Source organism: Rhizobium mesoamericanum STM3625 (genome assembly GCF_000312665.1).
Taxonomy (GTDB): Bacteria; Pseudomonadota; Alphaproteobacteria; order Rhizobiales; family Rhizobiaceae; genus Rhizobium; species Rhizobium mesoamericanum.
Genome location: NZ_HF536772.1, coordinates 1130000 through 1149371, shown reverse-complemented (window position 1 = coordinate 1149371; position 19372 = coordinate 1130000). Strand labels below are relative to the sequence as shown.

Genomic DNA, 19372 nt, shown 5'->3' with positions numbered 1-19372 from the left:
ACGAGCGGGAGGGAGCTCGTATATGGATAAGTGGAGGAGAAAGACAATGAAGAAGACCAAAACGATGCTCGCGGCGCTCGCCGTCGGACTCTTGACGTCGACGGCGGCGGTCGCCGGCGACGTGCGCATCATGTGGTACTCCGACGGCGTCGAGGGCGAGGTGCTGAAGGACCTGCTCGACCGCTTCATGAAGGAGAACCCGGGGATCAACGTGATCCTCGACAACGTCTCGTACAGCGTCGTCAAGGAGCAACTGCCGGTACAGCTCGAAGCCGGCAACGGCCCGGATATCGCCCGCGTCACCAACCTGAAGGCCCAGAGCCAACACTGGCTCGACCTCCGGCCGCTGGTCGCAGATCCCGCCTATTGGGACAAGAATTTCGGCGAGCAGGCAGACTGGATGCGCCCGGACGGATCGAACCAGATCTCCGGCTTCATGACCCAGATCACCATTGCCGGCGGTTTTGCCAACAAGACGCTGTTCGACCAGGCGGGCGTTGCGATCCCCGACAAGAATGCGACCTGGGACGACTGGGCGAAGGCAGCCACGCAGGTGGCCAAAAGCCAGCAGGTGCCCTTCCCGATGGCGCTCGACCGCTCCGGCCACCGCCTCAGCGGCCCGAATCTTGCCTATGGCGGCAACTATATCGGCGCCGATGGTAAGCCGGCGCCGCTGAATGAAGGCACGAAAAACTTCCTGAAGAACTTCGTCGGCTGGGTTGGCGACGGCACGATGAGCAAGGATGTCTGGGTTTCGGCCGCTGGCTCGACCTATCGCGCAGCCGCCGACGACTTCATCAACGGACAGGTCGTCTACTACTATTCCGGCTCCTGGCAGGTCCCGAATTTCTCGACCAAGATCGGCACCAACTTCGACTGGGTGGCGACCGGCAGCCCCTGCGGCCCGACGAACTGCACCGGCATGACGGGCGGCGCGGGTCTGGTCGCGGTCAAATATACGAAGAACCCGAAGGAAGTCGCCAAGGTGATGGATTACCTTGCGAGCGAACCGATCGTGAAGGAATTCTCCGAGCGTACCCTGTTCCTGCCCGCCCATAAGGGCGTGCTGGCCAAGGGCCTAGACTTCAAGACCGACGATTCGCAGGCAAAGGCCGCGCTTAACGCCTTCGTCGAAGCGGGCAAGTCGCTCTCCGATCTCGCGCGCAAGCTACCCGGCTGGCTTTGGTCTGACGCCGTCTACGGCGCGCTCGTCACCCGCGTCAGCCAGGCGGCTGCAGGCGAGATGACGGTCGACGAGGCCTTCGCGCGCATCGACTCGGATATCGCCACGAAGGTGAAAGATACAGGCAACTGATCTGAGTCCCCGACACCAGGTGTCCGAAGGCATGCTGTGCCCTCGGCTCACCACCGGTATCAAGAGGGCGACGCTGCGCATCTGCGTAAGATGACGCTTACCAAAATGCGACCGAGAAGCCCCTCCGTCCAAAAAGGATTGTCGGCGTCGGTGGGCAACAGATCAAAATCCGGTGGCGGTCCTTGCGCATTTTTTAATTGACCCGCAATCGACGCGGTGAGGAGCCAAGAATGAAGGCAGATGTTCCAAGACGAAGGGGCTCCGGCCTCGGCGAGCCGGCCATGGCGCCGGTTCGCCTGATAATGGGCGCTGTCGACGCGCCGCTGCGTTTCCTGCAGCGGCGGCTCGGCATCGGCGGCATGGCGACCTTCTTCCTGCTTCCGAATATGCTGATCTTCGGCATCTTCGTGCTGCTGCCGTTTTTTATCAACTTCGCCTATTCCATGACGGGTGGCACGGCGCTCTTCCTGCCGGACCGGAGCTTCGTCGGCACCGAGCAATATGCGCGTCTGTTCGACTGCGTGAATTACACCGACCCGAACAGTTGCGTGGAAGACACCTTCTGGACGGCCGTCGGCAACACCGCCTGGTTCGTGGTGCTACAGGTCACCCTGATGATCCTGTTTTCACTGGTGACCGCACTGATCCTCAATCGTGACCTGATCGCGCGCAGTTTCTGGCGAGCGGTGTTCTTCTTCCCGGTGCTGCTGTCGCCTGTCGTCGTCGGCCTGATCTGGAAATGGATCCTGCAGCGCCAGGGGCTGCTCAATTTTGGCCTCTACGGCCTCGGTTTCGAGCCCTACACTTGGCTCAACGACCGCAACTGGTCCTTCGCCGCGACTGTCGGCGTTTCGATCTGGGCCCATATGGGCTTCTACACACTGATCCTGCTTGCCGGCCTGCAGGCGATCCCGAAGGATCTCTATGAAGCCGCCGAGATGGACGGCACACTGCCGGCACGCGCCTTCTGGCGTATCACGTTGCCGCTCCTGATGCCCAATCTGCTCGTCGTCGTCGTTCTCGTCCTGATCCGCGCTGTGCAGATCTTCGACGAAATCTACGTGCTAACAGGCGGCGGCCCTGGCACCAGCACGCTCTATCTCACCCAATACGTCTACGAGACAGGCTTCGCCGCGCAGTTGCGCAATCCAGGCCTTGCTGCCGCCGCCTCGATCCTGATGGGCGCCGTATTGGTGGTCCTTACCCTGGTCCAACTTGGCATTGGCCGCAAAGGCGAGAAAAAGGGAGCCCGCAAATGAGCCGCTTTGCCGAATTCATCTTTCGACGCCGCGGCCGCAGCGGCTGGCACTGGACCGATATCGTCACCTGGGTCTGGCTCGTCGGCGGTCTCTTTATCATGTTCGGCCCGGCCGTTTGGCTCGTCGGGTCCTCCTTCAAGTCGCCGGCGGCGCTTGCCGAATTCCCACCGACGATCATGCCGTATGTCACCCAGAAGGCGACCGTTGACGGTTACGACAAGCCGCTCGACCTCTACGAGGTGACGCTTCCGGATGGCGGCAAGGCCGTGCTCGCCGAGGTTCGCCGGATCGGCGTCGTCAGCCAGATGGTCGCGCCGGAGAAGCCGACCGAAATCGTCAAGGTCAACATTGCTAAGCGCACACCGGTGCGCACCATGTCCTTTGCCACCTCGAACTATAGCGAACCCTTCACCCAGTTCGACTTCGTCCGCTACCTCTGGAATTCGGTCTTCGTGACTGTGACGGCGACGCTGATCACGCTGATCGTCAATTCGATGGCCGCCTTTGCGCTCAGCAAATACGAGTTCCGCGGCCGCAGCTTCGCGATGTTCTTGATCCTCGCCACCCTCATGGTGCCACTTTCGGTGATCATGGTTCCGCTCTATTCGATTGTCTCGGCGCTCGGGCTCTTCAACAATCTCTGGGGCGTCATCCTGCCGACAGTGGCGACGCCGACTGGCGTCTTCATTCTACGCCAGTACATGCTGACCATCCCCGACGAACTGATCGACGCCGCACGCATGGACAAGGCGTCTGAGTGGCAGATCTACTGGCGCATCATCTTGCCGCTGACGGCCCCGGCGCTGGCCGTTCTTGCGATCTTCTCCGTCGTCTGGCGCTGGAACGACTTCCTCTGGCCGCTGATCGTGCTGTCGCGCAAGGAGCTCTACACGCTGCAGGTCGGCCTCAGCATCTATTCCGGCGAGTTGAACGTGCAGTGGCATTTCATTCTCGCCATGACGGTCGTCACGATGATCCCGGTCGTCCTCGTCTTCATCTTCCTGCAACGCTTCATCACCACCGGCATCGCCGGAACCGGACTGAAATAGGAGGGCACCATGGGCCACATCAAACTTACTAATGTGACCAAGTCGTTCGGCGCTGTCGACGTGCTTCATGACATCAACCTGGAGATCAAGGACGGCGAGTTCGTCGTCTTCGTCGGGCCGTCCGGCTGCGGCAAATCCACGCTGCTGCGCATGATTGCCGGGCTCGAAAAACCGACCAGCGGGGAACTTTCGATCGACGGCAAAGTCGTCAACGAAGTGCCAGCCGCCGACCGTGGTCTCGCCATGGTCTTCCAGTCCTACGCGCTCTACCCTCATATGAGCGTGCGCCAGAACCTCGCCTTCGGGTTGGAAAACACCCGGATGCCGAAGGCGGAGATCGCTGGGCGCATCGGCGAAGCCGCGCGCATGCTTGAGATCGAGCCCTATCTCGCGCGCCGGCCCGGGCAGCTTTCCGGCGGCCAACGTCAGCGCGTCGCAATCGGCCGCGCGATCGTGCGCCGCCCGGTTGCTTTCCTGCTCGACGAGCCGTTGTCCAACCTCGACGCCGAGCTGCGCGGGTCCACCCGCGCCGAGCTTGCAGCCCTTCACGCCCGCCTCTCGGCGACGATGATCTATGTGACGCATGACCAGGTGGAAGCTATGACGCTTGCCGACCGCATCGTTGTCTTGCGCGCCGGGCGTATTGAACAGATCGGCACGCCGCTCGAGCTTTACAACAAACCGGCCAATCGTTTCGTCGCCGGTTTCATCGGCTCGCCGCATATGAACTTCCTTGGAGGTACGCTTGAAGCGACGGGCTCGGACAGGGCCGTCGCGACCCTGGAGAGCGGTCACCGCCTGGAGGTTCCAATGGTGGATGGCACGGTGGCAACCGGAGCGCCCATCACCATCGGCGTGCGGCCGCATCATATTGCGCTCGATGCAGGCGAAAACAGCATTCCGGCGAAGATCCGTCTCGTCGAAGCGCTCGGCTCGGATACCGTGCTGCACGCCGACGTCGCCGGCCAGAAGCTGCTGGTCGTTGCTCCCGGCCAGCATAACCTCGCGAAGGGCGACGACATCCGGCTGTCGCTGGTAGCCGCCCCCATTCACCTCTTCAACGACAGGGGGCTCCGCCTTGAACGCGCTGTTTGACCTCACAGGCAAGACCGCGCTCGTCACCGGCGCCCGCACCGGCCTCGGCCGGGGCATGGCCCTGGCATTGGCGCGCGCCGGCGCCGATATTGCCGCGCTCGGCTCGTCCCCGATGCCCGAGACGGCAGCGCTGGTTGGCGAGGCGGGTGTGCGCTTTCACGAGATGATGGTCGATCTCTCCAAACCCATTGATACAACCGCGATCATCGCCGACGTCGCCGCAGCCCTCGACGGCATCGATATTCTCGTCAACAATGCCGGCACCATCCGTCGAGCCGACCTGCTTGACTATTCCGAGGCGGATTGGGACAGCGTTCTCGACGTCAACCTGAAGGCCGCCTTTCTGCTGTCGCAGGCCGTTGCCCGGCATATGGTTTCGACCGGACGCGCGGGGCGAATTGTCAATATCGCCTCCATGCTAACCTTCCAGGGCGGCATCCGTGTTCCGGCCTATGCCGCCTCGAAGCACGGCATCGCCGGCCTCACCAAGGCGATGGCCAGCGAGTTGGCGCCGTGCGGGATTACCGTCAATGCGATCGCCCCCGGCTACATGGCGACCGACAATACCGAGGCCCTTCGCAACGACCCCGATCGCAACACGCAGATTTCCGCGCGCATTCCGATGGGGCGCTGGGGAACGCCGGCTGACCTGACGACAGCCGTACTCTTCTTCGCCGCACCGGCTTCCGGCTATGTCACGGGCACCGTGCTGCCGGTCGACGGCGGCTGGCTCGTTCGTTAGGTTATACCCCGAACCAGCCAGGGCTCAAAGCGACCAATCCTCCAGCCGCAGGCTCTCAACGCCGTTGAACTCGCCGACCTTGTTGGTGACGAGGGTCGGCTTTCGCCAGCCCCGACTGCGAGTTCCCCGACTGGACGTGCAAGATGGGGCACGGCCACCTCCCTTATGTATCTACTTCGATGTAGATACGGCCTTTCGCCTCAGTTCAGACGGGCCGACCTTGATCACGGTCTTGGCAGCCTTACCAAGTAGATGATTTGGGCGGTCAAGCCGACTACGAGAATAGCCAACAGGCCTCCTTGAGCCCCGAGGAGCAGCGGCGATTTCAAGTCGGTAACCAAGGGGTGGCCATCCGGAACACGGCGCAGGGTTTCGCTGACCGTCGGCACCATCAAAAGAAACACGCTCAGGCTCAGACAGATGGTTTCAATGTATCTGGCTATGCGCGCTGAACCCAGAATGCGTTCGATCACGTACCCTGTAAGCAGGAGCAGGATGGTGAGGGTACCGATGCCATAACTGACCGGTTGATGTGCCACGAGGAAGACCGTTGCGGCGCCGATGAGCATCGAAACAAAATAGACGGCGCCCACCATAGATCGGGGCACGATTCGACCATGGCGGACAAACATGTAAAGGGCCACAGGAATGGCTGGCAGGCTTCCGAGTACATGGATCCAGCCAAGCGGAGAAATTCCGAACATAAGACATTGCCTTTCTCATCCAAGGGGACGGTGTTGATGGGCAGCAGACTGCCGGTGATAGACATTGAACGCAGTTAGGCTATCTACTAGTCGGTAGGTACCTAGACCATGCGTTCGTCTCCGGGGCAAATTCCATTAGGCAGCGATGCGCTCCAGCAAGGGATAGGTTATTGCGCCAAAAGTCCTGACATCGCCGTACGCGCGCGTCGAAAGCATCGCTCCGTGCACGGTGGCAATGAGCATTTCAGCATTGGCCCTAGCGGTCCCAGTCAGTGCGAGGCGGCCCTGGACGGCGCCGCGCTCCAAGACGGAGGTGAGCCAGTCCGAGAGCGTTCGAAAATGCGCACGCACTTCAAGAGCGACTGCCTCGGGAAGAACAGGGATCTCACTTGCGAGCAAGGCGCAGACGCAGAAGGCGTGAGACGGATCAGCGATACACCTCTCCCAATAGCCGACATAGGCTCGAAGTTGTTCAAGCGGATCGGAGACATTTCGTTCCAGTTCGGCGATCCCGGCTTCCGCCTCCTCCCGATACTGTGCAACCAGTTTGCGGACCAGATCTGATTTGCTGGGAAAATGGTGGTGAATGCTCGCATTGCGAATGCCCACCACGCTCGAAATATCGGCGTAGCTGAAACTGTTATAGCCACCCCTGATAATCAGGGAGCGCGCACAGCGAAGAATCTCGTCAGCCTTGGTTTGTGGATTTCTCATAACTGTCGCCTACCAACTAGTAGGAAGAATGTCAACTAGGCGATCTTGCAGCTGAATGATGGCCCCATTTGAGATCAAAACCATCGGCAATTTCGATCAGAAATCGAGCGATTGCTGGGTGGGCTTCGGCCGTGCCAAACTCACCCCTTCGAGTTCAAGCATCCTTTGCTTGGACGATGGTCCGCCTGGAGCGGAGAAGCCGCCGATCTTGTTTCCGGCGGCAAGAATACGATGGCAGGGGATGATCAGTGCCACGGGATTTTTCGCCATTGCTTGGCCGACGTCGCGGGCTGCCTCCGGACTTGCGCCGAGTTTCTTTGCAAGGGCGCCATAGGTGGTCGTGGTGCCCCAGCCGATGTGGCGTGCGGCGTCATAGACTTGCTTGAAAAACGCATCCTGACCAGCAAGATCGACCTTCACGGTTGAGAAATCCGTGGGCTCTCCGCAGAAATAGCGCTTCACGGCCGCGACAACCTCGGCGACCGCAGTTGGCGGTGTCGCGGGCTCGGCATCGGGAATGCGACGCAGGAGTAGCCGTTCGGTTGCCTCAGCACTCGACGTCGGCAGCTGAAACCGCGTGATGCCGACATCATTCCAGGCGATGCCGCAGAAGCCGCCGGCCGTTTTGAAAACCAAATAGTGCACTGCTTGTTGCATGGGTCGGTGCCTCCCTGCTGGATCCCTCCGAAAATCGTACTGCCACGCGTCGGTTTCAACCCGTTTCTTGCGCAGGGCGAGCTTTGTCGTATCGGTTTCTCGACGTCATGTTCTATTTTGTTCTTGTCATTTGCCGCAGGCGGTCGTTCGGCCTCGAACCGCCTTGCAGGAGCCAGTCGCGATCGCTGCACACGAATTCGTGCTGCTCCAAGGTCGCCGGGGCCCAGGCGGGCTGAAAAGAACGCGGGCGTTAGTTGCTTCATGCACGCGGATAGCACCTTGCCTCCACCCATCGAACTCGCTTAAAGCTCCTCCGACAGGGCATGAAAGCGGAGAACGACATGAACACGTCCGAGATCATTATTGCGGGCGATACCGCGGGCATCGAGTGGCGATTGCCGGTCCTCCGTTTCAATGGCAATGATCCCAAGGCACCAAAGGTCTACATTCAGGCGGCTCTGCACGCCAACGAGCTGCCTGGTACGGCATTGGTCCATTTCCTGTGCGAAATGCTGCGCCAGTTTGAGAGTGCTGGGCAGATCAAGAGCGACATCATCGTCGTTCCGCATGCCAACCCGATCGGGGCGGCTCAGGCTCATTTCGGGGAGCTTCAGGGCCGCTTCGACCTTGGAACGCGCACCAATTTCAACCGGGAATTTCCACTGATCTCAGTGAAGGATCGCGATGGTCTGCTTGAAGACCTCGAGAACCGTTCGGCCGTAGACAAACTGAAGCGCCAGCTGCTGCATATGGCACTTGGGTGCGACCTAGTGATTGATCTGCATTGCGATGATGAATCGCTGCAATATGCCTATATCGACGAGGCCTTCTGGCCTGAGGCGGCCGATCTCGCATCAGCGATGAAAATGGAAGCCGTTCTTCTCTCCGATGGCGAGAGTTCCGCCTTCGAGGAGGCTGTCGGCTTTGCCTGGAAGTACGAGACGCCGGAGAAGCAATCGCGGCTACCTGGTAAACTGTCCGTAACTGTCGAGCTCCGCGGCCGCCGTGATGTCTATCCTGATATGGCGAAAGAGGATGCCGACGGATTGTGGCAGTTTCTGGCGAGCCGCGGCGCAATCGATGCCGCCGTCTCGCTGCCCGCCTTCGATGGTCCCGCCGTGCCGCTCGACAATATCGAGATGGTCCGTGCGCCGGAGGCCGGCACGGTTCTCTTCCACCGCAATATCGGCGAATGGGTTGGCGAAGGCGATGTGCTTGCCACGTTGATCACTCGCCCAGGTATGGCCGACGGCAGCATCGAGATTCGCGCCCCACAGGGCGGCTTGATTGTGACGCGCAGCTCCGAACGGCTGGTTCGCCGCCGCGCCGACCTGATGAAGATTGCTTGCAAGAACGCCAGCAATGCGACGCGCAAGCCCGGAACGCTGGAGGACTAAGTGACCGTCATCATCTACGGCATCAAGAACTGCGATACCATGAAGAAGGCCCGCAGCTGGCTGGAAGAGCATGACATCGCCTACCAGTTCCATGACTACAAGGCCGTCGGAATCGATCGCCTGCACCTGCAGGCATGGACGAAGGAAGCCGGGTGGGAAACAGTGCTCAATCGGGCGGGCACGACATTTCGCAAGCTATCAGAGGCCGAGCGCGAAAATCTCGACGAGCGCAAGGCGATCGCGCTGATGCTGGAGCAGCCATCGATGATCAAGCGGCCTGTCGTCGAGGCAGATGGCAAGTTGCTCATCGGCTTTAAGCCCGAGACCTACGGCAGCTTCTTCAAGGCCTGATCGATGTCTAAAACCACGCGCGCCACGCAGGTTCTCAGCAAGGCCGGGATTGCTTTCACGGTCCATACCTACGACTACGACCCGAATGCCGAGCGCGTCGGCCTGCAGGCTGCGGATGCGCTTGGCGAGGAGCCGCATCGCGTGTTGAAGACGCTGATGGCGGAGGTCGACGGCAAGGCCGTCTGTGTCGTCGTGCCGTCCGATCGCGAGGTCAGCATGAAGAAGCTCGCAAGCGCTTTCGGCGGCAAATCCGCCAACATGATGAAACCCGCCGATGCCGAACGCCTGACCGGCTACCATGTCGGTGGCATCAGCCCCTTCGGGCAAAAAAAGCTCGTCCCGACAGCAATCGAGGAGGCTGCGCTGACGGAACCGAAAGTCTATATCAATGGCGGGCAACGCGGCCTGCAGGTTCGGCTTGACCCAAAAGACGCTATGAAGACGCTGAAGGCTGCAGCCGCGCCCCTTATTGCCTGAAGTTACCTGAAGCGCGCCAGCAAAGAGGTCAGAGTTGTGGCATCGGCCTCGCTCAGCTTGGCGCCAAGGTTCTCCTCGATGCCTTTGGCATAGACCTTCCATATGCGTTTCTGCAGCGCGCGCCCCTCCTCGGTGACGACCACCCACTTTCCGCGCCCGTCCTGATCGAACGTCTGGCGCTGCACCAGCCCTGCCTTCTCAAGGCGATCGATCAATCGCGATAGATTGTATTGGGCAAGCAGCGTGCGTTCCTCGATCTCAAACGGACGCAATCTACCATGCGGCGATCGCACAAGTTCCCAGAGTACGTCGTACCAGCCAAGCGGCGGCAGCCCGGCCGATTTAAGATCGGCTTCTATTTGGCCGAGAAGCCTCTGCTGAGCCCTCATCAGTCCGATCCAGGCATCGATCACTGTCTCGGAGGGCGTGCTACTGATTGTTTTTTTATTCATACATGCATTTACATCTATCTTGAATCCTGACGCAACAGCTATTACATGCAATTGCATCTACAATGGAGATCGCCACAATGGATCATTTTCCTTCTCAAGCAGCCGGTTCGGCTCTGCTGCTCGTCAGCCACCACCTTTGCCCCTATGTGCAGCGCGCTGCGATTGCGCTTGCAGAGAAAGGAGTGACGTTCGAGCGTGTGAATATTGATCTGGCGGACAAACCTCGCTGGTTCCTTGAGATCTCGCCTCTCGGCAAAGTGCCGCTGCTTGCCGTTTGCAACAGCGACGGCAGCCGGGATGTACTCTTCGAAAGCAGCGTGATCTGTGAGTATCTGGAGGAGACGCGGGACGGCCGCCGCCTTCATCCGGCCGACCCGCTAATGCGTGCCCGCCATCGCGGCTGGATGGAGGTCGGCTCTTCAATCCTGTCGGATCTCTGGGTCTACGAGACGACGCAAGACCGCGCCCAGCTGGACGCGAAGCGGCAGGTGCTCGCATCAAAATTCGCGACCATTGAAATGGAATTGAAGAGCGGTCCCTACTTCGCGGGCGCCGACTTCAGCCTGGTCGATGCGGTGTTTGCGCCGATCTTTCGCTACTTCGACGTCTTTGACGCGATCGCTGACAATGGCATTTTTGCCGGTCTGCCCCGCGTCCAGGCCTGGCGGAAAGCATTGTCCGAAAGACCGAGCGTGAAAGCCGCCGTAGGACCTGACTATGCCGACCGGCTGATGGCCTTCCTTAGACGTCACGACGCAGTGCTGTTGCATCAACCCTCCTTTTCGGCCGCCTGATCCCGGTATCGACCGATGGCAAAGGGCTGCCATCGGTCGACAAGCGAGCTTCAATTTCGCCGCAAAGGGGTCTAAGTCTACTGGCCAATCAGTTTCGTTCGAGGAGTGACCGATCATGAACTTCATGCCGCAAAGCCAGACCTCCGTGGACCCCATAAAGCTTGAGAAACTGGCGGAAGTGGCCGTCAGGGTCGGGCTGCAGTTGCAGACGGGCCAGGATCTAGTGATCACAGCCCCGGTCGTCGCCCTGCCCCTCGTGCGCCTAATCACCAAGCATGCCTACATGGCAGGTGCAGGATTGGTGACGGCATTCTATTCCGACGAGGAGTCGACGCTCGCGCGCTACAGATATGGTAATGATCAGAGCTTCGATCGCGCCTCCGACTGGCTCTACGACGGCATGGCCAAGGCCTACTCCAGAGGCACTGCCCGCCTTGCCGTTTCAGGCGACAATCCGATGCTGCTTTCGGAGCAGGATCCGGCAAAGGTTGGCCGTGCGAACCGGGCGAACTCCGCCGCCTACAAACCGGCTTTGGAGAAGATCTCAAATTTCGACATCAATTGGAACATCGTCTCCTACCCCAATCCGTCCTGGGCAGCGCTTGTCTTCCCGGACGATCCGGAGGCCATCGCGGTGGCCAAGCTAGCAAAGGCGATATTTGCGGCATCGCGGGTCGACGTTGAAGACCCGATCGCTGCCTGGGCCGAACACAATGCCAGCCTTGCCAAACGTTCGAGCTGGCTAAATGGCGAGCGCTTCGCTTCCTTGCACTTCACCGGACCCGGCACCGATCTGAGGGTCGGCCTTGCCGACGGCCACGAGTGGCACGGCGGTTCGTCGACCGCCAAGAACGGCGTCACCTGCAATCCGAACATTCCGACCGAGGAAGTCTTCACGACGCCCCATGCGCTACGGGTCGAGGGCCATGTTTCGAGCACCAAGCCCCTATCCCATCAGGGGACGCTGATCGACAATATCCGGGTTCACTTCGAAGGCGGCCGGATTGTAGATGCGAAGGCCTCGCGTGGCGAGGAAGTGCTGAACAAGGTGCTGGATACCGATGAGGGTGCGCGTCGCTTGGGCGAAGTGGCGCTCGTGCCGCATTCCTCGCCGATCTCGGCCAGCGGCATCCTTTTCTATAACACGCTGTTTGATGAAAACGCCTCGTGCCACATCGCTCTCGGCCAATGCTATTCGAAATGCTTCGTTAACGGCGCGAGCCTGACGCAGGAACAGATCAAGGCCCAGGGCGGCAACTCGAGCCTGATCCATATCGACTGGATGATCGGTTCGGGCCAGGTCGATATCGACGGCGTCAGGCCGGACGGGTCGCGCGTTGCGGTGATGCGTCAGGGCGAGTGGGCCTGACTGTCATCATCCGCTGACTGAGCCAAACGCTTGCAAGCACCATTGCAAAGCCGAAGAGCTGCGCGGGCGTCAGGCTTTGCCCGAGAACCAGCCAACCGAGAAGGGTAGCCGTCACCGGGCTGAGGAAGCCTAATGAGGCCACGGCGGACGGTTCGATGCGCGCGAGCCCCCGAAACCACAGGAGATAGGTGAAGGCCGCGCCGATCAGGCAAAGATAGGCCATGCCGAGGATATTGGCTGCAGTCGGCGCCGGCATCGCTGGTTCGAAGAAGAAGGCGACCGGCGCAAGCATGATGCCGCCGGCCGTGAGTTGCCATGCGGTAAAGGCAAGATTCGATACCGGCGGGACCCAACGTCGCGTCAGCACCGTGCCGAATGCCATCGAAACCGCCCCCGCAATGCCAGCGACAACACCGATCGGGTCGAGCGCCGCATTCGGCGTGAGAACGAGAAGTGCCACACCTATCATCCCGACCATGCCGGCCCCGACCGCAACTGAGTGGATCGGCCTGCCGAGAAAGACGCGCGACAGCAGGATGACGATGAGCGGCTGAATGGCCCCAACGGTCGCGGCGACACCGCCCGGCAGACGATAGGCTGACACGAATAGCATTGCCCAGAAGAACGAGAAATTGAGGCCGCCGAGCACGAATGCGCGTAGCCACCAGATCCCGTGCGGCAGTTGCCGAACGGTCGCAAGTAGCAGAAGCCCGGCCGGCAAAGCGCGGAGAAAGGAAACCGTCAGCGGATATCCGTGCGGAAGGTAGGATGTCGTGACGAAATAGGTGCTGCCCCAGATCGTCGGTGCCAACGCGGTGACCAGGACATCGGAAAAAAGAGTTCTAGTTTTCTTCATTTCAAGAATCTCTATATCAAGATAAATGCAATCTAACTCCATTTATCTTGACGTCAAGATATGCGGTGATAACAGTCCCCTCAAAGGAACGGACTGCCGATGGATCGTGTCGACAAGATACTCGCGCAATGGAGCAGAGAACGCCCCGACCTCGATACCGAGGCGATGGGCATCATGGGGCGGCTGAAACGGCTGACGACGCATCTCGCACGCGAGGTGGACCAGGTGCTGCAGGAGCAGGGACTTTCCTCCTCGTCCTTCGATGTGCTGGCAACCCTTAGGCGCTCGGGCGCGCCGTACCGGCTTTCACCTGGCGATCTGCTCTCCATGACGATGGTCAGTTCCGGAACCATGACAAACCGGATCGATCAGTTAGAGAAAGCCGGGCTCGTCGAGCGTGTTCTCAACCCCGACGATCGGCGAAGCGTTCTTATCGCCCTGACCAAAGCGGGACTCGCCGCTGTGGAAAGTGCCGTCGGCGTCCACGTCGCCAACCAGCAAAGGTTGACGAAGAGCTTCAGCGCCGAGGAGAAGGCGCAGCTAGACACCCTGCTTCGCAAGTTTCTGGCGACATTCGAGTAGCCGTGTCGCGCTCATCACCGGCGTCCGGCCTTCACCATTGGCGCGGAAGATAACCGCCTCCCGTCTTTGGCCTCAGATGTTCAGGTCGACCCAGATGGCAGCATGATCCGACGCTGCGTGTTTCGGCTCGGTCAGTTCGGGATAGGTCTCCCAACGTTTTGGTCGCCTTCCAGGCCAGGCTCCTTTGCGGAAAACTCCGCCGCGCTCAACCCTCTCGAAAAGCTTTGGCGACAGGAAAAGGTAGTCGATCTTGTTTCCGGCGTTTCCAAGCCCGAATGTACCGGGAAAACCGCCATCGTCGAACGCTGAATGCGTAAAAGCATCCCGGAGTGTACTGGCCTTCAGCGGGGCCAGAGGGGCACTGTCCGGCGTGTCGTTCAGGTCGCCGATCAGCGCGATGTGCTCCAATCCATCGGCAATACGCTTCTCATAGATCTCTCGCGCCCGTTGCGCTTGCGCATGCCGGCGAGCGTCGGAGGACTGGGCGCTGCCGAAACCCTTGCTTTTGAAATGGTTGACCATGACAAGCAACGTCGTTCCCCCAGGCGTTGTCACGTAATATTCGGGGCAATCGCGCGAGAAGATCGGGGTGCCCGCCGCGTCCCTGTCGTCGACGTGCCTGCGCATAATATCGAGCGTGAAGCCCTTTCGCGTCACCAACCCGACATCGATACCTCGCTCGTCATTGCCGTCGATTACCATGACCTGCGTAAAGGGGCTGCCACCAACGGCCGGCAATACCTGCGTATTGAAGGCCGTAAGGACAGGCCGGCTCTCAACTTCGACGATGCCGAGAATATCGGCATCCAAATCACTCATGACACGCGCGGTGTTTTGCATGGCGACCTCATTGATCGGCTCGTCACGCAATTCCAACGATCCCACCCAGTCGATCCGGCCATTCGCAATGATGACAACGCCGCCGGTGGTTGGCCGCTTCAGGAGATTGCCCCTGTTGCGGCGAAGGATGACAAAGGGGCCATTATCGCTCTTTTCCATACCGAGCTCGACAATCAACGTCGCCATGCGTGCCTTGTCGGCGTCGCTATAGGTCACCTGACCCAGCAGCTTCCCCAACTCGGCAAATTGGTCGAGAACAACGCGCCCCTCCGCCCACGTATCCAGATTCATGGCCTTTGCGCGGTCGAACAGGTTTTCCACATTGAACGATGCAAGCCTCATGTCTCCCCCCGTTTGAGGGCAGAATGACACGCATAGGTTGCATTTCAATGATGTCGGCGCTGTAATGAAACCGCCCGCTATTACCTAGAATAAGCTTCCTTGTTTCGGCGGGACTTGTTCACCTTGCGGCTTGGCGGCTCGCTTCTTGGGCGTGGCCGGCGCAGTCCCGGCTTCGGTCGTCACGGCGCCCACGTGGCCATCCGCAAACTCGATGGAAATGCCCATGCCCGACGACAACATCGCCGCCTGCGACACGGGCTTGTTTTCGTCGTCGCGAATGACTGCGTAGCCACGTTTTAAGACATTCTTGTATGACAGGGACTGCAGCACGCGGTCCTGCGCCGTGAGTTCGCCGCGCGCCCGCGTCAGCTGATGCCTTGCGGCCGTATCAGCGTGACGGGACAAATTGGCAAGGTGATCGCGCAAGCGGGCGGTCTGCGTTTTCAGGCGCGCCGGCAGCGTGGCAAAGGTCGCGTCCGCGCGGGTGACCCGCGACTTCGAACGATCGATGAGGCGCTCGATCGTCCGCTCGGCGCGCGTCATCCGTTCGTTCAGAAACTGGCGACGCTCGGCGAGCCGGTTCGACAGGACATCGGGACGCAAGTGCGCGGCGATGCGCTCAAAGCCACGGCGTTTGTTGATCGTATTGAGTTCAAGGCCGCGCCCAAGACCGGCGGCCGCCTCGTCGAAGCGGCGGCGCGGGAGAGCCAGCAACTGATCCAGCGACGGCAGCGCGCGGATCAGTGCCCGTACGGACTGGCGATGATGATCCATCCGGCGGCTCATGCAACCCTGCAGACGCGCGGTAAGCGCCGCCGTCTGGGCCTCCAGTTCAGCCTTCACGGGAACCGCCATCTCGGCCGCACCGGTCGGCGTCGGCGCACGGACATCGGCCGCGTAGTCGATCAGCGTCCAGTCAGTTTCGTGGCCAACAGCCGAGATCAATGGAATCTGGCTCTCGGCCGCGGCCCTTACGACAATTTCGTCATTGAAGCTCCAGAGATCCTCAAGGCTACCGCCACCACGCGCGATGATTAGGACATCCGGGCGCGGCATGTCCCCACGCACATCGAAGCTGTTGAAGCCTCGGATCGCATTCGCGACTTCCTCTCCCGAGCCGTCACCCTGCACTTTTACCGGCCAGACAATGACGTGCACCGGGAAACGATCGGAGATGCGGTGGAGAATATCGCGAATGACAGCGCCAGTCGGCGAGGTCACGACACCGATCACCCTCGGCATGAACGGCAGCCGCCGCTTGCGGGACGGATCGAACAGGCCTTCGGCGCCAAGCCTTCGCTTGCGCTCTTCGATCAGCGCCATCAGCGCGCCAGCGCCAGCCGGCTGCAGCGTTTCGATGACGATCTGATACTTCGATGAGCCGGGGAATGTCGTCACCTTGCCGGTTGCGATCACCTCCATCCCCTCCTCGGGACGGAATTTCAGCCTGGAGAACGTCCCCTTCCAAACGACGGCGTCGATGCGGGCACGATCATCCTTCAAAGCAAAGTAGGCGTGCCCGGAGGAATGCGGGCCTCGATATCCGGAAATCTCGCCGCGCACGCGTACCTGGTCGAAGGCTGTCTCGACAGTGCGCTTGATCGAGCCAGAAAGCTCCGAAACCGAGTACTCCGTAAGATTGCTCGGCGAATCATTCTCGAAGACGTTGCTCATAGTTCCGTTCTAGCCGATGAGGCCGCAAAGAGCAGCCTCCAATGGGAAGCGATTTTTTGCGCTCTCCCACAGCCGAAATTGGCAGTGCAGTTGTTTTACTTACCATATCAAATACTTAGGTCTATATTTCAGAAACGGCAGCAATCGACCACCTCCCCAATTTTCCCCGGCGACCTTTAAAGAGCTTTGATCGGACAACAACAAGAAAAGTTTTCATGTCCGGCCGTTTCGGTTGCCATGCCCTCGCTCATCGCTCCTAGGAGTGCCGGCTTCGCCAGCCCAAATGACAATCTCGATCTCACTGAGACCATAAGGGCGCATATATTTCGGCATTGGATGAGATCTGGCGGTGACCATGGCGTCGGGTCAGGTTCTTACCTTTTCTCCGGTACCCGAACGGTTCGATGCTGCCGCTGCGCATCTCTCGTGTCCAATCCACCCGGCAACACCGCGGAGACCACTTTCGGGCTCACGTAAGTCCTCCGTTACGCTCTGTACCATGACTGTACCGATTGCGAACACCGGGAAAAACGGTAGCAAGGCGTTCGATTAATTGTTCGACAAGATGTACGCGCCTATACTGAAAGGAATCAGGAGATACCGATGATCGCTCTGACGGCCACAATACTTGGTTTTGTTACTGCGCCAATGCGCTCAATCTTTTCGATGGTGCTGGTCGGTTGTCTCATGTGCGTCGCCTATGCCGGTGCGGCTTGGGTCTCATTGACGTCCATTCTCGATCTCGCGGCTGCCATCGTATGCTACGACGCCGGTCTTCTGATCTGCCTTCTCGGCCTCCATTCCGTGGATCGTATCCGAGATCGCCGGCGATACGTTTAAATGCTACGAGCCACTGGGCACGTAGCGAAAGAACCGAACCGGCGCGCCCTCTTGCGCAGGCATTGGCTTCAGGTAGGCCGGAACAACACCTTTCTCCAATTGTCCATAGAGACCATCCGGCTTGATTGTCGCAAGCTCCTTGGTCTGCGGATTATTTGCGCAAAAGGCTAGAATGCTGACACCGGCTTCCTTGAGAAGCGCGTCTGCCTCCTGGGATGGAGCCAACCCAATATGTATTTCCGTCAGCATGCCACCTTGATTTCGGTGATAGGGTGCGGCCAGAATGCGATTGTCCGTGAAGCGCAAAATGGAAACGCCCATATCGGATGGTGCCGCCACCAAGCCGGATGGCATACCGGCCAAAGGCGCCAGAGACGTCTTCGATGAACAGGATGAGTTAGGCGCCTGCCCGATGCCGTCACCATTGTTCGCCTGCATGCCGATTGCATGCCCCCCAAGTCCCCAGACAGCAGCAACACTCATGAGAACAGTGGAAACATAGCAGAAGGCAGCCGCCACATCCTCGCTGTCGCTGACCGATATGCGGCGCATGTCGACAATCAATAGGGTCAGCGGGAAGACTGCGAGAAGGTTGGAGAACATCGCGCCGCGGACCTGAACGGCCGCGATTGCCCAGCTGACCGTCAGCAAAAAGAGCAGGATCAGGTGCACCCGAACGCGACCCCCGTTGATCAGGCGGAATGCGCAGACCGCGATGGCGAAGACACCGGTCGCGTAGAAGAACCCGATCATAAACGTGTCCTGCCGGTTGGCACCGAAGATAGACTGAGCCTCCTGCACGCCGCCCAGCCAGAGCCTGACAAGGATCGGATCGATTTCCGCCAGTGGGCTGTCAAGGCATTGGGGAGCGATCGTGACGGCCGTAGCGAGAACGACCGCACCGATCGCAACCACAAAGACAAAACGTATTGAACGGCTTGCCGGGCTTCCAGCAAAAAAAAGAAGCAATACGCCGCCAATCGCCGCCAGGCTGTAATACCCCAGCGAAAGGTTGTCGCAGGTAACCGCCGAATAGAGGCGCGGGGGCACGGTTCCAAAGAAGAACAGGCTGATGGACAGGGCCAGCGCAAGCCCGAAGGCCTTAGCGGCGCGCGCGAACGGCTCGCCTTCCCAAGCCCAAGAGATAGCGACCACAATGCACACTGCCGCAACGAAAGGCGTCGTTTCGACCCCGATTGCGATCGCGGTCGCGGCCGCCAAACCAGCCGCCGCATAGTTGACAGGCGGATGACTTTCATCGAGGAGCATCGCACTCATGATTGCAACGAGCGCGAACTGGGCATTGTGGTGATCTATTGCTCCCGGCAGGAAGCGATTACTTGTCACGAGGAGAAGTGTCGCCAATCCCAGCGCAACGTGCATTCCCAACGTACCGTCGAGGCGCCGGCCCGCCAAACCCATCGCCCACAGGCTGGGGATCGTTAGCGAAAGCGGCCAGACGGCCAGCGCGAGCGCCTCGGCCCGCTCCTGCGGAAAAAAGAGACTGAAGAACTTTATCAGTGTCGCAATCGGAAGATCAATCACGCGCGACCAGTGCATCAGCGTGCCATCGCCGAGCCCCATGCGATATTGCATCAGGTCGAACCAGCCCTGCCCATTCAGGAAGTCTCGGACTTCGACAAGCCGCATGCTGTCATCATTGTCCCAACCGACATAGTCCGTTGCCCCGGGCAGCTTGAGAGCCAGGATGGCAATAATGAGAAGGACGCTGTAGACGAGCACCGACGGCCATAGCCTAGTCGTCGCAATGCGCAGCGTGGTAATCGACGATGCCGATGTGGAGTCATCGACCATCTGGGCAACCTTCGTCATGAAGCGGATCTCATCGTTTTGAGCAATGAA

Annotated in this window: 20 protein-coding genes; 12 read left to right on the top strand and 8 right to left on the bottom strand. The window is 59.9% G+C overall.

Annotated elements, in window-relative coordinates:
* Positions 1-46: 46 nt before the first annotated feature.
* From BN77_RS05540 to kduD, 5 genes are all read left to right on the top strand, one after another.
* Positions 47-1315: an ABC transporter substrate-binding protein gene (locus BN77_RS05540; protein WP_007529337.1), complete on the top strand. Its 1269-nt coding sequence runs from the start codon at positions 47-49 to the stop codon at positions 1313-1315.
* A 230-nt stretch (positions 1316-1545) separates the two neighbouring features.
* Positions 1546-2574, top strand: coding sequence for a carbohydrate ABC transporter permease (locus BN77_RS05535; RefSeq protein ID WP_007529335.1), 1029 nt, complete (start codon positions 1546-1548; stop codon positions 2572-2574).
* Positions 2571-3623 (top strand): carbohydrate ABC transporter permease, encoded by a 1053-nt coding sequence (locus BN77_RS05530; RefSeq protein WP_007529333.1) that lies wholly within the window; start codon positions 2571-2573, stop codon positions 3621-3623. The genes BN77_RS05535 and BN77_RS05530 overlap by 4 nt, the downstream gene beginning before the upstream one ends.
* Positions 3624-3632: 9 nt before the next feature.
* The gene (locus BN77_RS05525; RefSeq protein ID WP_007529331.1) at positions 3633-4718 is read left to right on the top strand and encodes an ABC transporter ATP-binding protein; all 1086 of its coding nucleotides are present in this window, start codon (positions 3633-3635) and stop codon (positions 4716-4718) included.
* Positions 4702-5460, top strand: coding sequence for a 2-dehydro-3-deoxy-D-gluconate 5-dehydrogenase KduD (kduD, locus tag BN77_RS05520; protein WP_007529329.1), 759 nt, complete (start codon positions 4702-4704; stop codon positions 5458-5460). The genes BN77_RS05525 and kduD overlap by 17 nt, the downstream gene beginning before the upstream one ends.
* A 224-nt stretch (positions 5461-5684) precedes the next feature.
* Here kduD and BN77_RS05515 read toward each other — a convergent pair whose 3' ends face one another.
* The 3 genes from BN77_RS05515 to BN77_RS05505 all read right to left on the bottom strand — a co-directional run bounded on the left by BN77_RS05515 (position 5685) and on the right by BN77_RS05505 (position 7535).
* A complete protein-coding gene (locus BN77_RS05515; RefSeq protein ID WP_007529327.1) occupies positions 5685-6164 on the bottom strand; it encodes a hypothetical protein in 480 nt (159 codons plus the stop codon).
* Between the two features lie 135 nt (positions 6165-6299).
* Positions 6300-6878 (bottom strand): TetR/AcrR family transcriptional regulator, encoded by a 579-nt coding sequence (locus tag BN77_RS05510; protein WP_007529325.1) that lies wholly within the window; start codon positions 6876-6878, stop codon positions 6300-6302.
* A 96-nt stretch (positions 6879-6974) separates the two neighbouring features.
* Positions 6975-7535 carry a methylated-DNA--[protein]-cysteine S-methyltransferase gene (locus BN77_RS05505; RefSeq protein WP_007529323.1) on the bottom strand — a complete coding sequence of 187 codons (561 nt, stop codon included), beginning with the start codon at positions 7533-7535 and terminating at the stop codon, positions 6975-6977.
* 341 nt (positions 7536-7876) lie between these two features.
* On the opposite strand from BN77_RS05505, the gene BN77_RS05500 reads away from it, so the two are divergent.
* The 3 genes from BN77_RS05500 to ybaK are packed head-to-tail and all read left to right on the top strand — an operon-like array spanning position 7877 to position 9760.
* Entirely contained in the window at positions 7877-8932 is a 1056-nt protein-coding gene (locus tag BN77_RS05500) for a M14 family zinc carboxypeptidase (protein ID WP_007529321.1), read from the top strand.
* A complete protein-coding gene (locus BN77_RS05495; protein WP_007529319.1) occupies positions 8933-9283 on the top strand; it encodes an ArsC family reductase in 351 nt (116 codons plus the stop codon).
* A gap of 3 nt (positions 9284-9286) precedes the next feature.
* Entirely contained in the window at positions 9287-9760 is a 474-nt protein-coding gene (gene ybaK, locus BN77_RS05490) for a Cys-tRNA(Pro) deacylase (protein ID WP_007529317.1), read from the top strand.
* A 2-nt stretch (positions 9761-9762) separates the two neighbouring features.
* On the opposite strand, the gene BN77_RS05485 is transcribed toward ybaK, so the two are convergent.
* On the bottom strand, positions 9763-10269 hold the full coding sequence (locus BN77_RS05485) for a MarR family winged helix-turn-helix transcriptional regulator (RefSeq protein ID WP_040676778.1): 507 nt from the start codon (positions 10267-10269) through the stop codon (positions 9763-9765).
* Positions 10270-10289: 20 nt separating this feature from the next.
* Between BN77_RS05485 and BN77_RS05480 the strand changes: the two genes are divergently transcribed.
* Together BN77_RS05480 and BN77_RS05475 are read left to right on the top strand one after the other, a co-directional pair.
* The gene (locus BN77_RS05480; RefSeq protein WP_007529312.1) at positions 10290-11006 is read left to right on the top strand and encodes a glutathione S-transferase family protein; all 717 of its coding nucleotides are present in this window, start codon (positions 10290-10292) and stop codon (positions 11004-11006) included.
* A 115-nt stretch (positions 11007-11121) separates the two neighbouring features.
* Positions 11122-12375 carry an aminopeptidase gene (locus tag BN77_RS05475; RefSeq protein ID WP_007529310.1) on the top strand — a complete coding sequence of 418 codons (1254 nt, stop codon included), beginning with the start codon at positions 11122-11124 and terminating at the stop codon, positions 12373-12375.
* Here BN77_RS05475 and BN77_RS05470 read toward each other — a convergent pair.
* Positions 12323-13231, bottom strand: coding sequence for an EamA family transporter (locus BN77_RS05470; protein WP_007529308.1), 909 nt, complete (start codon positions 13229-13231; stop codon positions 12323-12325). The genes BN77_RS05475 and BN77_RS05470 overlap by 53 nt on opposite strands.
* Before the next feature lie 99 nt (positions 13232-13330).
* Between BN77_RS05470 and BN77_RS05465 the strand changes: the two genes are divergently transcribed.
* The gene (locus BN77_RS05465) at positions 13331-13813 is read left to right on the top strand and encodes a MarR family winged helix-turn-helix transcriptional regulator (RefSeq protein ID WP_007529305.1); all 483 of its coding nucleotides are present in this window, start codon (positions 13331-13333) and stop codon (positions 13811-13813) included.
* A 72-nt stretch (positions 13814-13885) separates the two neighbouring features.
* Here the strand turns inward: BN77_RS05465 and BN77_RS05460 are convergent, their stop codons facing one another.
* Both BN77_RS05460 and xseA read right to left on the bottom strand, forming a co-directional pair.
* Positions 13886-14995 (bottom strand): endonuclease/exonuclease/phosphatase family protein, encoded by a 1110-nt coding sequence (locus tag BN77_RS05460; protein WP_007529302.1) that lies wholly within the window; start codon positions 14993-14995, stop codon positions 13886-13888.
* A gap of 84 nt (positions 14996-15079) precedes the next feature.
* Positions 15080-16669: an exodeoxyribonuclease VII large subunit gene (gene xseA / locus BN77_RS05455; RefSeq protein WP_007529300.1), complete on the bottom strand. Its 1590-nt coding sequence runs from the start codon at positions 16667-16669 to the stop codon at positions 15080-15082.
* A 603-nt stretch (positions 16670-17272) separates the two neighbouring features.
* Here xseA and BN77_RS05450 point away from each other — a divergent pair.
* Positions 17273-17509: a hypothetical protein gene (locus tag BN77_RS05450; protein ID WP_007529296.1), complete on the top strand. Its 237-nt coding sequence runs from the start codon at positions 17273-17275 to the stop codon at positions 17507-17509.
* A 3-nt stretch (positions 17510-17512) separates the two neighbouring features.
* Here the strand turns inward: BN77_RS05450 and BN77_RS05445 are convergent, their stop codons facing one another.
* Positions 17513-19342 carry a hypothetical protein gene (locus BN77_RS05445; RefSeq protein ID WP_007529294.1) on the bottom strand — a complete coding sequence of 610 codons (1830 nt, stop codon included), beginning with the start codon at positions 19340-19342 and terminating at the stop codon, positions 17513-17515.
* Positions 19343-19372 lie beyond the last annotated feature (30 nt).

Excerpts from the sequence above, each read along its gene's own strand:
- BN77_RS05540 (WP_007529337.1), top strand. The coding sequence starts at position 47 with ATGAAGAAGACCAAAACGATGCTCGCGGCGCTCGCCGTCGGACTCTTG.
- BN77_RS05535 (WP_007529335.1), top strand. The coding sequence starts at position 1,546 with ATGAAGGCAGATGTTCCAAGACGAAGGGGCTCCGGCCTCGGCGAGCCG.
- BN77_RS05530 (WP_007529333.1), top strand. The coding sequence starts at position 2,571 with ATGAGCCGCTTTGCCGAATTCATCTTTCGACGCCGCGGCCGCAGCGGC.
- BN77_RS05525 (WP_007529331.1), top strand. The coding sequence starts at position 3,633 with ATGGGCCACATCAAACTTACTAATGTGACCAAGTCGTTCGGCGCTGTC.
- BN77_RS05515 (WP_007529327.1), bottom strand. The coding sequence starts at position 6,164 with ATGTTCGGAATTTCTCCGCTTGGCTGGATCCATGTACTCGGAAGCCTG.
- BN77_RS05510 (WP_007529325.1), bottom strand. The coding sequence starts at position 6,878 with ATGAGAAATCCACAAACCAAGGCTGACGAGATTCTTCGCTGTGCGCGC.
- BN77_RS05505 (WP_007529323.1), bottom strand. The coding sequence starts at position 7,535 with ATGCAACAAGCAGTGCACTATTTGGTTTTCAAAACGGCCGGCGGCTTC.
- BN77_RS05500 (WP_007529321.1), top strand. The coding sequence starts at position 7,877 with ATGAACACGTCCGAGATCATTATTGCGGGCGATACCGCGGGCATCGAG.
- ybaK (WP_007529317.1), top strand. The coding sequence starts at position 9,287 with ATGTCTAAAACCACGCGCGCCACGCAGGTTCTCAGCAAGGCCGGGATT.
- BN77_RS05485 (WP_040676778.1), bottom strand. The coding sequence starts at position 10,269 with ATGCAATTGCATGTAATAGCTGTTGCGTCAGGATTCAAGATAGATGTA.
- BN77_RS05480 (WP_007529312.1), top strand. The coding sequence starts at position 10,290 with ATGGATCATTTTCCTTCTCAAGCAGCCGGTTCGGCTCTGCTGCTCGTC.
- BN77_RS05475 (WP_007529310.1), top strand. The coding sequence starts at position 11,122 with ATGAACTTCATGCCGCAAAGCCAGACCTCCGTGGACCCCATAAAGCTT.
- BN77_RS05470 (WP_007529308.1), bottom strand. The coding sequence starts at position 13,231 with ATGAAGAAAACTAGAACTCTTTTTTCCGATGTCCTGGTCACCGCGTTG.
- BN77_RS05465 (WP_007529305.1), top strand. The coding sequence starts at position 13,331 with ATGGATCGTGTCGACAAGATACTCGCGCAATGGAGCAGAGAACGCCCC.
- BN77_RS05460 (WP_007529302.1), bottom strand. The coding sequence starts at position 14,995 with ATGAGGCTTGCATCGTTCAATGTGGAAAACCTGTTCGACCGCGCAAAG.
- xseA (WP_007529300.1), bottom strand. The coding sequence starts at position 16,669 with ATGAGCAACGTCTTCGAGAATGATTCGCCGAGCAATCTTACGGAGTAC.
- BN77_RS05450 (WP_007529296.1), top strand. The coding sequence starts at position 17,273 with ATGATCGCTCTGACGGCCACAATACTTGGTTTTGTTACTGCGCCAATG.
- BN77_RS05445 (WP_007529294.1), bottom strand. The coding sequence starts at position 19,342 with ATGACGAAGGTTGCCCAGATGGTCGATGACTCCACATCGGCATCGTCG.